13 protein-coding genes are annotated in these 14,028 nt (G+C 35.1%); 4 read left to right on the top strand and 9 right to left on the bottom strand.

Annotated elements, in window-relative coordinates:
- Positions 1–27: 27 nt before the first annotated feature.
- From GOQ17_RS00235 to GOQ17_RS00210, 6 genes are all read right to left on the bottom strand, one after another.
- Positions 28–1,656, bottom strand: coding sequence for a dihydrolipoyl dehydrogenase family protein (locus GOQ17_RS00235; RefSeq protein ID WP_159633064.1), 1,629 nt, complete (start codon positions 1,654–1,656; stop codon positions 28–30).
- 48 nt (positions 1,657–1,704) lie between these two features.
- On the bottom strand, positions 1,705–2,700 hold the full coding sequence (gene pdhA / locus GOQ17_RS00230) for a pyruvate dehydrogenase (acetyl-transferring) E1 component subunit alpha (RefSeq protein WP_159633061.1): 996 nt from the start codon (positions 2,698–2,700) through the stop codon (positions 1,705–1,707).
- 172 nt (positions 2,701–2,872) lie between these two features.
- Positions 2,873–4,252 (bottom strand): histidine--tRNA ligase, encoded by a 1,380-nt coding sequence (gene hisS / locus GOQ17_RS00225; protein ID WP_159633058.1) that lies wholly within the window; start codon positions 4,250–4,252, stop codon positions 2,873–2,875.
- Positions 4,253–4,317: 65 nt separating this feature from the next.
- Complete coding sequence (gene rnc, locus GOQ17_RS00220; protein ID WP_159633055.1) at positions 4,318–5,046, bottom strand: ribonuclease III; 729 nt, start codon at positions 5,044–5,046, stop codon at positions 4,318–4,320.
- A gap of 77 nt (positions 5,047–5,123) precedes the next feature.
- Complete coding sequence (fabF, locus tag GOQ17_RS00215; protein WP_159633052.1) at positions 5,124–6,377, bottom strand: beta-ketoacyl-ACP synthase II; 1,254 nt, start codon at positions 6,375–6,377, stop codon at positions 5,124–5,126.
- Between the two features lie 27 nt (positions 6,378–6,404).
- Positions 6,405–6,641: an acyl carrier protein gene (locus tag GOQ17_RS00210; protein ID WP_159633049.1), complete on the bottom strand. Its 237-nt coding sequence runs from the start codon at positions 6,639–6,641 to the stop codon at positions 6,405–6,407.
- Between the two features lie 268 nt (positions 6,642–6,909).
- Here GOQ17_RS00210 and GOQ17_RS00205 point away from each other — a divergent pair, with 268 nt between their 5' ends.
- Entirely contained in the window at positions 6,910–7,407 is a 498-nt protein-coding gene (locus GOQ17_RS00205; RefSeq protein WP_159633047.1) for an IPExxxVDY family protein, read from the top strand.
- A 126-nt stretch (positions 7,408–7,533) separates the two neighbouring features.
- On the top strand, positions 7,534–8,964 hold the full coding sequence (gene pyk / locus GOQ17_RS00200; protein ID WP_159633044.1) for a pyruvate kinase: 1,431 nt from the start codon (positions 7,534–7,536) through the stop codon (positions 8,962–8,964).
- A 33-nt stretch (positions 8,965–8,997) separates the two neighbouring features.
- Here pyk and GOQ17_RS00195 read toward each other — a convergent pair whose 3' ends face one another.
- A complete protein-coding gene (locus GOQ17_RS00195) occupies positions 8,998–9,309 on the bottom strand; it encodes a hypothetical protein (protein WP_159633041.1) in 312 nt (103 codons plus the stop codon).
- Between the two features lie 153 nt (positions 9,310–9,462).
- Between GOQ17_RS00195 and GOQ17_RS00190 the strand changes: the two genes are divergently transcribed.
- Complete coding sequence (locus GOQ17_RS00190; protein WP_159633038.1) at positions 9,463–11,301, top strand: sensor histidine kinase; 1,839 nt, start codon at positions 9,463–9,465, stop codon at positions 11,299–11,301.
- A 20-nt stretch (positions 11,302–11,321) separates the two neighbouring features.
- Complete coding sequence (locus GOQ17_RS00185; protein WP_159633036.1) at positions 11,322–12,008, top strand: response regulator transcription factor; 687 nt, start codon at positions 11,322–11,324, stop codon at positions 12,006–12,008.
- 58 nt (positions 12,009–12,066) lie between these two features.
- Here the strand turns inward: GOQ17_RS00185 and GOQ17_RS00180 are convergent, their stop codons facing one another.
- Both GOQ17_RS00180 and GOQ17_RS00175 read right to left on the bottom strand, forming a co-directional pair.
- Positions 12,067–13,794, bottom strand: a complete 1,728-nt coding sequence (locus GOQ17_RS00180) for a hypothetical protein (RefSeq protein WP_236537004.1) — start codon at positions 13,792–13,794, stop codon at positions 12,067–12,069.
- Positions 13,795–13,825: 31 nt separating this feature from the next.
- Complete coding sequence (locus tag GOQ17_RS00175) at positions 13,826–13,999, bottom strand: hypothetical protein (RefSeq protein WP_159633031.1); 174 nt, start codon at positions 13,997–13,999, stop codon at positions 13,826–13,828.
- Between the last annotated feature and the right edge of the window lie 29 nt (positions 14,000–14,028).

Below are 14,028 nucleotides of genomic sequence, written 5' to 3'. Positions count from 1 at the left end.
CTTAATTTATGTTAAGCAACAATCTTTTTACGCTAATAAACGAATTGGAGCTTCTAATAATCCTTTTAATGTTTGTAAGAATTGAGCACCTGTTGCGCCATCCACTACTCGGTGATCACAACCTAATGTCAATTTCATTACGTTACCAGGTACAACAGCACCATTTTTCACTACTGGAATCTGTTGAATAGCACCTACAGATAAGATTGCACCATCAGGAGAATTGATGATTGATGTAAATTCATCAATACCAAACATACCTAAGTTTGAAACTGTAAACGTAGAACCTTCCCAATCTGCAGGAGTTAATTTTTTAGTTTTAGCTTTACCAGCGAAATCTTTTACCTCTGCTGATATGTGTGATAACGATTTACCATCTGCAAAACGTACAACAGGAACCAACAAACCATCCTCTACAGCCATAGCAACACCGATGTTGGTATGTTGATTAAATCTGATTTTGTCTCCCTGCCATGATGAGTTAACAGCAGGATGTTGTTTCAACGCTACAGCAACAGCCTTAATCACCATATCATTAAATGAAACTTTAACTGGAGCTACTTCATTAATTTGGGCACGAGCAATAATCGCATTATCCATATCGATACTCACAGTCAAATAGAAATGTGGAGCTGTAAACAAAGACTCACCTAAGCGACGAGCGATTGTTTTACGCATTTGCGATACACCTGTTTCTGTATATTTCTCTTCGCCAACGAAAGTTGGTAAGCTAATAGTTTTCGTTTCAGATTTAGCTGAATCTTGTGCCGGAGCAGTTTCAGTTTTAGTAGCAGGAACAAAGTTCTCTACATCTTTTTTCACGATACGACCACCATCAGCAGAACCTTTAACATCATTCAAGTTAATTCCCTTTTCTTTAGCAATTTTACGTGCCAATGGAGAAGCCTTAACTCTTGAGTCATCTGATGAAGAAGAGTTTGAAGCCGCTGGAGCAGAAGTAGTTGATGCTTCAGGTGCTTTTTCTTCTTTTTTCTCTTCTGCTTTAGGTGCTGAAGATGCTTTTGGTTGATTCAATAATGGCGTAATATCTGTTCCCGCAGGACCAACGATAGCTATAATATCATTTACCTTTGCTGCTTGACCAGCTTCCAGACCAACATATAACAATGTACCATCAGCATATGCTGTTACTTCCATTGTTGCTTTATCAGTCTCTACGTCTGCGATAGCGTCATCAGATTTGATTGTATCTCCTACTTTGAAATTCCATTGCGCAATAACACCTTCTTTCATGGTATCGCTCAACAAAGGCATTGTTACTACTGTAACACCTAAATCTTCAGCAGTAACAGTATTATCTGAAGATTCTTGCCCAGAAACCTCTTCTGCTTTTTTTTCAGCAACTTCTTCTTTTGCTGGCGCAGAATCACCACTTAACAAATCTTGAAAATCTTCACCTTCTTCACCCAAGATTGCGATAATAGAATCAATTGCTACTGCTTCGCCATCTTTTGGACCTATATATAACAATGTACCTTCGTCGTATGACTCTAGATCCATTGTAGCTTTATCTGTCTCAACCTCTGCTAAAAGGTCTCCAGAATTTACTTTATCACCAACTTTTTTGTGCCATTTTGCGATTACACCTTCTGTCATGGTATCGCTCATTTTTGGCATTCTAACTACTTCAGCCATTTATTATAGTAGATTAAATCTTTTATAAAAATCTTGAATTCTCTTCAATTAGTCCATTACAAATGGATAGTCCTCTTGCACATAGATATCTTTGTACAATTCGTCAACTGAAGGATATGGAGACTCTTCTGCAAATTTCACTGAATCATCAACCACTTTTTTCACTTCAGCTTCTACTTCTGCAAACCATGCATCATCAGCATACTTGTTTTCTAAAATAGCTGCTTTAGTTGTCAATAATGGATCTCTGCCTTTGTACTCTTCTAATTCTTCTTTAGTACGGTATTTTGCTGGGTCAGACATAGAGTGACCTTTGTAACGGTAAGTGCGAATTTCTAAGAATGTAGGACCTTCACCAGCACGAGCACGCTGAACTGCTTCGTCCATCGCATTGTGTACAGCTACTGGATCCATACCATCTACAGGAGCACATGGCATATCAAAGCCTAAACCGATTTTATAAATATCCATCATGTTTGTCGTACGTTGTACAGAAGTACCCATCGCGTAACCATTGTTTTCACAAACAAAGATTACAGGTAATTTCCACAACATAGCCATGTTGAACGTTTCATTTAACGCACCTTGACGTACAGCACCATCTCCCATGAAACATACGTTCACGTTATCAGTACCTAAATACTTCTCTGCAAAAGCAAGTCCAGCACCTAACGGAATTTGGCCCCCCACGATACCGTGACCACCCATCATACCTTTAGATTTGTCAAAAAAGTGCATCGACCCACCTTTACCTTTTGAACATCCTGTAGCTTTACCATAAAGTTCAGCCATACATGCGTTGGCAGATACACCTTTCGCTAATGCTTGAGCGTGATCTCTATATGATGTGATAAATGTATCTTCAGGTCTTGTTGCCGATACAGTCCCAGCTACAACAGCTTCTTGACCAATGTATAAATGACAAAATCCACGGATTTTTTGCTGACCGTAAAGCTGTCCTGCCTTCTCTTCAAATTTACGCATGAGTAGCATTGATTTATACCACTCTAGATATGTCTCTTTTGTTATAGGTGTTGAACTCATTTTAAAGTATTGTTTCTTACTTAACCGACTACAAATCTAACAATTTATATCGATAATTAGGACACTTTTAATTAGTGAATTAAGAAATTTTTGTCACAAATGGATAAAAACTATTGATAAAAATATTAATATTCAAAAAAAACACATATTGTTCGAATATGTGGTTTATATCTTAACTTAAACGTTGAATCAATTGCTGTTGATCAATTTTGATTTGCTCTCCAGAATCCATATCCTTTAAGCTTAATAAGCCAGATTCTTTCTCTTCATCTCCAATTAGAAGTACAAATGGAATTCTTTTAGCATCTGCATAACTCATTTGCTTTTTTAATTTAGCGGCAGTTGGATAAAGCTCCGCTGCAATCCCTGCATTTCGTAAAGTTCCTAATAATGGAAGTGTAAATGATTCGATAGCTTTATCAAAATTAATAATCAACACTTTCGTACTAGTCGAATTTGATTCTGGATATAAATTCAATTCTTCCAAAACGTCATATATACGATCTGCTCCAAATGAAACCCCAACACCAGTCAAACCTTTCAAACCAAACATACCAGTCAAGTCGTCGTATCGACCACCACCACCGATACTTCCCATCGCTACCTCATTGGTCTTCACTTCGAAAATACAACCTGTGTAATAATTCAAACCGCGCGCCAACGTAATATCTACTTCTACGTATTGTGTTAAGACTTGATTGCTCGAAAAAGCTTTTACATATGTAAACACCTCTTCAATCTCTTGAATGCCCTTTAATCCAGTTTCCGAACTAGCAAGTACAGTTTTTAATTGCGAAAGCTTTTCTTCATTCGAACCTTGCAATTCAATAATAGGCTTCAATGTTTCTAAATCCTCGTTGGTAAAACCTCTTTCCATCAATTCTTTATTAACACCATCCAAACCAATTTTATCCAACTTATCAATAGCGACGGTCATGTCAACGATAAGTTCAGGTTTACCAATAATTTCTGCTATACCTGTTAAGATTTTTCGGTTATTAATCTTAATTGTAAAATCTATTAAGCCTAAAGCTTTCAAAGCTTCTTGGTATATCAATATAAATTCTGCTTCATTCAATAAGCTTTCTGAACCAACGACATCAACATCACATTGATAAAATTCGCGGTAGCGACCACGCTGTGGACGATCTGCACGCCAAACTGGTTGGATTTGAAAACGCTTAAATGGTAAAGCAATATCATTTTGATGCATCACAACGTACCTTGCAAAAGGAACGGTCAAATCATAACGAAGCGCTTTTTCTGAAATATGTGGAATTAATTTGTTCGAGTTACGTTCTGCTAATTGTTCGTCTGAAACTTTAGACAAGTAATCACCAGAATTCAAGATTTTGAAAATCAATTTATCACCTTCATCTCCGTATTTACCTGTCAAAGTAGATAGATTTTCGAAAGAAGGAGTTTGGATTTCATTGTATCCAAACTTTTTGAAAACAGTTTTTAGGGTATTGAAAATATAATTTCTTTTCTCCATTTCGGCAGGAGAAAAATCACGTGTACCTTTTGCTAATGATGGTTTGATTGCTGCCATGCTGCAAAGGTAAGATAACAAAGTGAATATGAAAAATCAAGCGATAAGATTATCCTTGAGTAAAACTATAGAATTCTTAGATATTCACAAGCTTTCTCAGCGGCTAGCTTTTCGGCACTTTTTTTATTGAAATCACGACCTACACCACACACTTCTCCATTCACCACGACTTCGATACTAAACATCTTAGAAGACTCGCCTTCAGGATTTTCAATAAGATTAAAAATCACCTCCTTACCTTCTTGTTGACACCATTCGATTAGACGACTTTTGAAATTAGATTCTGTAATCTCTAATGTCTCAATGTCTACATGGGGCTCGATAATACGAGTCAACAAAAATTCTTTAGTAAACTGATACCCCTTATCCAGATAAATAGCTCCCACAACCGCTTCAAAAGCATCACCCAAAAGCGAACCCTGTTTCGTCGGGTAGGATATCATACGAGAATCATACTGAATTAAATGGTCGAAACCCAATTTACGAGACAATTGGTTGAGATTGGCACGAGAGACAATTTTGGAACGCATCTCCGTCAAAAAGCCTTCACCTTTGTAAGGATACAATTTAAACAACAACTCAGCCACCACAGACCCCAACACAGCATCACCCAAAAATTCAAGGCGTTCGTTACTATTTTTTACACCATCTTTTATAGCAACAGCTACAGATTTGTGTCGAAATGCCATCTGATACAACTTGACATTCCCTGGCACAAAACCAAGTATATTTTTAAGCTTCTTGTAGTAAGCTTTGTTAGATGAAAAATATAACTTATAAATATGTAATGGCATTTCCCAAACTCTACAAAGAAGAAATAGGTAGTTTAAAAATATAAACTACCTATTTATCCATTTATCTTTATTCAATACTAACCTACATACTTTTTAACGATTACAGTAGCATTGTGACCACCGAATCCAAAAGTATTACTCAATGCCGCATTTACGACGCGATTTTGAGCTGTATTGAATGTAAAATTCAAATTGTTATCAATTTCTGGATCATCTGTAAAATGATTAATCGTCGGAGGGACAACATCATTTTTTACAGCTAGAATAGAAGCAATTGCCTCTACAGCACCAGCTGCACCCAACAAGTGACCAGTCATTGACTTAGTAGAACTAATGTTCAATTTATAAGCATGTTCGCCAAATAAATCAACAATAGCTTTTGTTTCGCTAATATCTCCCACTGGAGTTGAAGTACCATGTACATTGATATAATCAATGTCCGAAAACTCCATTCCAGCATCCTTAACAGCCATAGTCATCGCCAATTTGGCACCCAGACCATCTGGATGAGAAGCTGTAATATGATGTGCATCAGCACTCATACCACCTCCCACTACTTCAGCATAAATCTTAGCACCACGCGCTAACGCATGTTCAAGACTTTCTAATATAATGGCTCCTGAACCTTCACCTGAAACAAATCCATCTCTATCCTTGTCAAAAGGACGCGAAGCGGTTTTTGGGTCGTCATTGCGAGTTGATAAAGCATGCATGGCATTAAAACCTCCAATTCCAGCTTCGTTTACTGTTGCTTCCGAACCACCAGTAATAATGATATCTGCTCTACCCATACGGATATAAGTAAATGCATCAATCATTGCATTGGTAGCAGACGCACAAGCAGATACTGCTGAAAAATTTGGCCCGCGCAATCCATGACGCATTGAAATGTGTCCTGGTGCGATATCAATAAGCATTTTAGGAATAAAGAATGGATTGAAACGTGGTGTCCCATCCCCTTTTGAAAAAGAAAAAATCTCTTCTGTAAAAGTAGTTAATCCTCCAATACCTGCTCCCCAAATGACTCCAATACGGTTTCTGTCTAATTTATCAAAATCCAATCCTGCATCCTTAACTGCTTCATCAGTAGAAGCAATAGCGTATTGCACAAAAGGATCAACCTTGCGAGCTTCTTTCCGATCCATATATTGCAGAGGATCGAAATTTTTAACTTCGCAAGCAAATTGAGTTTTAAATTTAGACGCATCAAAATGCGTAATAGGAGCAGCACCACTTACACCATTAACTAACGCTTCCCAAAATTCGGGAACTGTGTTACCTATTGGTGTAAGTGCGCCTAATCCTGTTACAACTACTCTCTTAAGCTCCATTTATTATGTTTGGCCTAATAAAATTAGTTAGTTAACGTTTTTCTCTAAGTAAGCAACTGCTTCTCCAACTGTGCTGATGTTTTCAGCTTGGTCATCAGGAATTGCTACGTTAAATTCTTTTTCGAATTCCATGATCAACTCAACTGTATCAAGTGAGTCTGCACCTAAATCATTCGTGAAAGAAGCTTCTGGTGTTACTTCGTTTTCATCTACACCTAACTTTTCAACGATAATTGCTTTTACTCTTGATGCGATATCTGACATGATTAAATAGTTTAATTGTTTAATAAATCTGTGCAAAGAAAAATAAATTTACTCAAATATCAAACCTTTTAGATATTTAAGTACAAAATAATAAGAACGAATGCCTGTGACAGCTCCTATTCTCACCTCCAATAAGGTTGTAAATATTTAAATCAATAATACTAATTCCAACAAGCAAATACAAGAAAAGTTTACTTTTTTAGACAGATATTCCTTTATCATATATATTTATTGTAATTTCGTATAACAAACAATTTACGCTAAAAAATTGAACAAAGTAACTTTTAAATTAGATCTTGACTTCGACTTAGAGCTGGATTTCACTTTAATAGGTATTAGCTCATCATTAAGAGATTATAGACTTTGTCACTTTATCAACAAGCATACTGGCTTGCAGTTCCAGTTTGGAAAGGAGTCTCCCATTGATCATAATGGAAACCTAAAATCTAAATTACAAGAAGAACTAGATTACCATATTATTACAGAAAAATCTAAAAATAAAATCGTTACTCACCATTTTCCAGTGTATCGATATTGTTGCGAAAATTTTGAGTACGAATACTATATAATAAACAATAAGAGCTTAGAAAATGGCGTTCTAATTTCAGAAATACCAAGTTTTGACTATTTCATGCTTATTAAAAACTATATAGACGAAGAAGATCTAATTAAACTTATCGATAATTTAAAATCGATAAAAGATATCATGCTAGTAAAAGAAATTGAACCAACTGCATTGAAATCTAAAGAAAATCTAATATTTTAGCAGTCATTTTTCAAAGTGTAAAATATACACTTTGAAAATATTGATAATAATTATGCCTAAACATTACATCCTGTCAAATAAAATGATATGATTGGGGTGTCATTAGTAATAAAGAATAAAACTCAAATGAAGAAAATTCAAAAAAGAACGAAAATAGTTGCAACACTAGGCCCAGCATCAGCTCAAAAAGAAGTATTAACTCAACTGATCGCTAAAGGTGTAGATGTATGTAGACTAAACTTTTCGCATGGTAGCCAAGAGGACCATTTAAAAGTAATCAACACTATTAAGGAAATCAACGAAGAACACCCCTTTCACGTTGCAATATTAGCCGATCTACAAGGTCCAAAAATCCGCATCGGTAAAATGAAGGAAGGTGGCGCGATGCTTGTTAATGGCACGCAAATCGAAATGACTACACAAGAATTAATAGGTGATGAAAAAAGAGTTTATATCACTTATGAGAATTTCCCTAACGACGTTAAAGAAAACGAAATTATATTATTAGATGATGGTAAATTGCAATTGCGAGTATTATCAACTAATCACAAAGATTCTGTAATCTGTGAAGTAGTTCACGGAGGTATTCTTACTTCACGTAAAGGGGTGAATCTTCCTAATACAAAAGTTTCAATCCCTTCATTGACAGAAGAAGATTTAGATAATTTGAACTTCGCTTTAGATCATGGTGCAGATTGGATCGCGATGTCATTCGTTCGTTCGGCTGAAGATATCGCTCAATGTAAAGAAATCATTGCTGCTAAAGGTAGCCATGCTAAAGTAATTGCAAAAATCGAAAAGCCAGAAGCTATAGAAAATATTGATGCAATCATCGAAGCTACTGATGCTATCATGGTAGCTCGTGGAGACTTAGGTGTGGAATTACCAATGGAAGAAGTTCCAGGATTGCAAAAAATTATTGTTCAAAAGTGCCGTAACTTGTCAAAACCAGTAATCATCGCTACGCAAATGTTAGAGAGTATGATTACTACACCACGCCCTACACGTGCTGAGGTAAATGACGTAGCAAACTCAGTTTTGGATGGTGCTGATGCTGTAATGTTGAGTGGTGAAACCTCTGTCGGAGAATTTCCTGAGATCGTTATCGAAACAATGGCTAAAATCATTACACACGTAGAATCGACTTCGTATCCTTATTATAACGCTAGAAATGATGCTTCGAATCCTGAGACTGTAATCCAAGATTCAATTTGTGGGTCATCGATTTACTTAGCCGAAAAAACAAATGCTTCTGCGATCGTAGTTATGACTTCATCTGGTTATACTGCACTGGAAACATCAAGCTACCGTCCTGATGCAAACATCTATGTCTTCACAGGCAACACACAATTGTTGAATCAATTAAGCTTAGTTTGGGGTGTAAGCACATTTATCTACGAAAAATTTGAAAGTACTGATGGCACAATTCAAGATGTGAATGAATTGCTGAAAGATAATCAATTGGTAGATCCAGGACAGATTGTGATCAACACAGCCTCTACACCATTGCACAAAAAAGGTAAAACTAATACGATCCGCGTTTCAGTGGTTCAATAAAAGAAATAATCAGGCGAGATAAATCTCGCCTGATTATTTTTTATCCTTGTCGCGCTGCCTTAGCGAATCCATTCTATTTTTTATTTCTAACCTATCAAGATTTTCTGTTCCTGGCATAGGTGCTAATCCTATTCCATCCAGCTTTTTTATAGGCATTTGATCAACTAATTTACTTTCAGTATACGCATTTGGCATATTTACCGATCTGTCAATTGATATTAGTAATGAATCTAATTTTTTCGACTTAAAAGTATTCAATGAATCCGTTGATGGGAATTCAATTTTAGGTATAGAAAAATGCTTTGGATTTATGTTAATTTTCTTTTCTTGTGCTTTAGCACTCATTAATGATAGTACAGAAATACTAAAAAATAAAACAATTGACCTCATATACATTGATTATTAGTATATTAAAATTATTAATTCCACTATTGAAATTCAAGTTAAATTCTGTTAAATCAACACATTAACTAATAATCATTATTATTTTTGTACTAAATGAAGAAAAAAAGCATCTCATTAATCATTTGGTTGATGTCCATTGCATTACTCGGCGTAATGGCGATGCAGTATTATTTTATCCGTGAAACCTATCTTCAAGAGTCTCAACTTTTTGACGAAAAAGTAAATACATCACTGTCAAAAGTTGCTTCAGAAATCGAAAAATCAGAAGTGTTGGATTTTGCAAAAGTTCAATCGAGGGTAAACCGAGACAAATATATTTTTGAACAAAAAAAACAACAGAAACTAGCGCAACAGCTCAGTATACAAGAAGAGATAGATCGTCTAAGAATAAAACAGCAAAATAATTATCAAAAGTTTAAAGATGCTGATGAAGAACTAAAATCAAGATATCCTAATGTTACACCAATTGATAATTGGTTTTATGAAACATATTATAGAATCAAACAAAACAGACGTTTTATTCAGATTAGATTAGAACAAGAGCCGATATTAGGCACTACTTTAGCTAACACTTATGTTATCGTTTCTGCAACTAGAGAAGTACCAAAAATTGCTGCTCAGGACGATTCCGTTCGATATGTTATTTCAGAATTTGACATATTAACAGGTTTTGTAAATTGGTACCAAATTGCCACACTCCCACCAAAAGAAGACATCAAAATAAACAAACGTATAACCGATTTGCTTGGACAGCTGGATAAAATTCGTGAAGATTTATTAGCTGAATCTAATCCTACTACTTTATTTGACACTGTCGCAATTTTGAGTGGCAAGAAATCAACAATTGTAGAAGATGTGGCAATGAGTGTACAACTAGCGAACAGACCATTACATAAACGCATAAATACGAGTCGAGTGCAGCAATTGATTCAGCAGGAATTAGCGGGCAGAGACATTCATTCTCCTTTTAATATGGAGATTCGTGATCATTTTAAATTGATCTATCAGACTTCTGACCCCAAAAGTTTATTAGAACCCGAAAAATTAACTCGCTATACGACAGATTTATTCAAAGGTGATATTGGAGAATCTCGAGGACGACTTTCAATATACTTTCCTAATAAAAAGAATATTATAGCCAAAAACATTAGTTATTTGCTATTTCCTACTATTGCTTTATTCGCGCTATTAGTTGGTTGTTTTGCCTATACGCTAAGCATCATATTTAAGCAGAAAAAAATATCTGAGATGAAGACTGACTTCATCAATAATATGACGCACGAATTCAAAACTCCAGTAGCTACAATAATGATTGCCAGTGAATCTCTTCGTGATCCTGAAATCAACTCTGATGAGAAGCGCGTTAACAAATTAGCTAACATTATTTACGACGAAAATGTACGCCTAGGAAACCACATCGAAAGAGTATTAAATATCGCTAAATTAGAGAAAGAGGATTTAAAGATTGAACGTACAGATGTCCGTATTAATAATATTGTTGAAGATGTATTAGAAAGTATGCATCTGCAAATTGACAAAGCAAATGGTGTACTCAATCAGGAATTAAATGCCAAACAAGATTTGGTGATAGGAGATGAATTGCATCTATCAAATGTAATGTTTAATTTAGTTGATAATGCAATAAAATATAGTCTTAATTCCCCTGACATCTCTGTCAAAACCTATAACTCGAATAATAAAGTTATAATTTCGGTCACGGACAAAGGAATGGGAATGACTAAAGACCAACAAGAGAAAATTTTTGACCAATTCTACCGTATTCCTACAGGAAATCTTCATAATGTAAAGGGATTTGGATTAGGCTTGAGTTATGTAAATGACATAGTAAAAAGGTTTGACGGAAAAATAACAGTGAAAAGCGAAAAAGACAAAGGCACAACTTTTGAGGTGATACTACCACTGAAAAAGTAATCAATAAATAGTAAAAACTTATGCAAAAAATATTATTAGCAGAGGATGATCCAAATCTTGGTGAATTACTAAAAGATTATCTTGTATTAAAAGGAAAATTTGATGTCACATTATCAATTGATGGTGATAAAGCATTGGAAGAATTTCGCAAAAGTGAATTTGACTTATGTATATTTGATGTCATGATGCCCAAAAAGGATGGATTTACACTTGGAAAAGAAGTACGCAAAATCAATAGTACTATTCCCATAATTTTTGCTACTGCAAAAGGAATGATGGAAGATAAAACGCAGGCATTCGAATTAGGAGGTGATGACTATATTACTAAACCATTCCGAGTTGAAGAATTATTGCTACGCATCAATGCGCTATTAAAACGCGCTTCAAAAGATAAGGAAGAAGAATTTGCAGATAAATTCGAAATTGGAAACTATTTCTTTGATTATACAAGTCAGATTATTACATACAAAGGGCAAAAGCAAAAACTTTCTACAAAAGAAGCTGAATTGTTACGACTTCTTTGCTTGAAAAAGAATGATGTATTGACACGCGAAGAAGCTTTGAAAAAGATTTGGCACGATGACAATTACTTCACCGGCAGAAGTATGGATGTATTTTTGAGTAAACTACGCAAATACCTAAAAGAAGATGCTAGTGTAGAAATTGTGAATGTACACGGCAGAGGTTACAAACTTTTGGTAACTTAAATATAAAAGAGGCTGTCTCAATTTGAGACGGCCTCTTAATGTTTAATATGAAGAAGAATTAATTTGTTGGTATTGAACGTACACACCTTACATTACGAAACCTATTTGCCTCATTTGTCAGTGTTGAATTCCCGTAATAAAGGGTTTGCCAGGCAGCTGTATAGTAGTGCTTTTCGGAAATTACATTACCAGTATTCTCTTTGAATAAATAGTTTGCTTCTCCTCCTACCTCTTCACTATCGTTATAATAAGTATAATATGGCACACCATTAGAAACCGAAAGCCCCGCTCGACCAAAGTAATAGAATTTTATTTCACTTGAAGTATTTGTAGTATTTCTTATCAATGTATGTCTTTGTACGGACAGATTATCACTAAGATTACGACTTCTCGTCAAGCCTGAACCAGTATTAAATAAAGCTTCAAATTCACTTAATGTAGGCATCCTCCACTCATTAACAGGAAATACTTTACTGCATGGATCACCGGTATTAACATCATTGGAAGAAACTCCTGGTATTAATTTATTCGGAGCCCAATAATCTTTTGCAGGCTGCTGAAACCCATCATAAGGATACCGTCTAAATATGTAACTTTCGGTTCTATAATTTACTCCACCCGTATGTATTAAATTTGTCGTTGACCACAGTAAATTATTATAAGGAAATCCTCTATATATTTTAAAAGTAAATGTCTTACTCTTCCCTAGTGCTAACCCCGTAAAACCATCCGAAAAACTAAATGTATGATCTAATTTTTCTTTCAATGGGAGATCAGCATTATTAACACGATGTGTTTCAGTATACACAATTTCATTGTTCAATGTTCCAGTAATGCTATTACCGACAAAATTTACCCGAGCAAAATAATTTGAAGCCCCCTCTTGCTCAGCAATTCTTCCATCATTCTCTACCAATGTATAAAAGTATCCTGTCACCACGGAGTTGCCTGTATATGCATTCGAGATACTGCTTACATACCGATCCATGACAGAGGTTGCCACAATATTTCCATTAAGATCAACAGCACTAAAAGAAGGCTGAGCACCTACATTGGAAATAGATTGATCTAAAAGGTTAAATTTACCTCCCTTAAAATAGTTGTTATTCAACGTTTGCAATTTTATCGGCCCTTGTATTTTAGCGAAAATAGCTTCTACATTTATACTTATTCCTATCCGTGCTACTTTAGGAATAAACTTCAAACTTATTTTCTTTTTCCCTTGAGCATCAACATAAATTGGCGATGTAGCATAATAAAATTCTCTATTTGGAACAATCCACGGTTTAGATAAAACAGTTCTATTGTCTAGAGAACCTAATTTGTGCGTATACAGAAGTGTATCTGAAGTATTATAGGTGTATGCTATTACCTTATAAGTAGGCTCTAAGACAATGTCAAAACTGATAGCAACACCTGAATAAGCTACTTTTTCTGCTACATATTCATTTTCACTATTTAAGACTATAATCTTATATGGAGTTCGATAAGGAAGACTTATTAAATTTGTATTAGGAAGATTAACATCAGCAATTTTATCAGATTTCTTTCTCGATGATGAGGATATCTCTACAAATAAGTCTCCAGATTGAGCCGTCTGTATATTTTCATTCCCACTAGAAATTGAAGCAGATTTGTCCATCATTTCTCCATATTCTTGTGCCACGACCAAATCAACTGCAAGTTGATCCTTTCCGAGTACTATTGGTTGATTTGTGGTCTCTGGATTATTCTTTGTACAACTGCTCAATAAAAAGTTAAAGCCCGACATAATAAAAAATAACACCAGAACAATGTTGTAACGAATTCTCATATTATTAATTAATAAAAAAATCTTTACTTTCACCTCCTAATTCTTCATAATCATAGCGCTGAATCACCTCGCGTAATTCTAAATTATCTTCAGCTATAACAGAAGAAGCAACTACGCTTTCTTCTAAAAGGGTAATAGAACAAATCACCTTGGGAGAAATGTATTTTTGTTTACTCATCAATAATTAAATATAGGTAGTGTGAAATC

Origin of the sequence: Sphingobacterium composti, from assembly GCF_009829075.1 — a bacterium.
In the GTDB taxonomy this organism is placed as follows: Bacteria; Bacteroidota; Bacteroidia; order Sphingobacteriales; family Sphingobacteriaceae; genus Sphingobacterium; species Sphingobacterium composti.
The sequence above is the reverse complement of the archived record's forward strand: the minus strand, read 5'-3'. Positions and strand labels throughout refer to the sequence as shown.

Coding starts and splice junctions, on each gene's coding strand:
- pyk (WP_159633044.1), top strand. CDS start 7,534: ATGAAGAAAATTCAAAAAAGAACGAAAATAGTTGCAACACTAGGCCCA.
- hisS (WP_159633058.1), bottom strand. CDS start 4,252: ATGGCAGCAATCAAACCATCATTAGCAAAAGGTACACGTGATTTTTCT.
- fabF (WP_159633052.1), bottom strand. CDS start 6,377: ATGGAGCTTAAGAGAGTAGTTGTAACAGGATTAGGCGCACTTACACCA.
- GOQ17_RS00175 (WP_159633031.1), bottom strand. CDS start 13,999: ATGAGTAAACAAAAATACATTTCTCCCAAGGTGATTTGTTCTATTACC.
- GOQ17_RS00190 (WP_159633038.1), top strand. CDS start 9,463: ATGAAGAAAAAAAGCATCTCATTAATCATTTGGTTGATGTCCATTGCA.
- GOQ17_RS00195 (WP_159633041.1), bottom strand. CDS start 9,309: ATGAGTGCTAAAGCACAAGAAAAGAAAATTAACATAAATCCAAAGCAT.
- GOQ17_RS00185 (WP_159633036.1), top strand. CDS start 11,322: ATGCAAAAAATATTATTAGCAGAGGATGATCCAAATCTTGGTGAATTA.
- GOQ17_RS00210 (WP_159633049.1), bottom strand. CDS start 6,641: ATGTCAGATATCGCATCAAGAGTAAAAGCAATTATCGTTGAAAAGTTA.
- pdhA (WP_159633061.1), bottom strand. CDS start 2,700: ATGAGTTCAACACCTATAACAAAAGAGACATATCTAGAGTGGTATAAA.
- rnc (WP_159633055.1), bottom strand. CDS start 5,046: ATGCCATTACATATTTATAAGTTATATTTTTCATCTAACAAAGCTTAC.
- GOQ17_RS00235 (WP_159633064.1), bottom strand. CDS start 1,656: ATGGCTGAAGTAGTTAGAATGCCAAAAATGAGCGATACCATGACAGAA.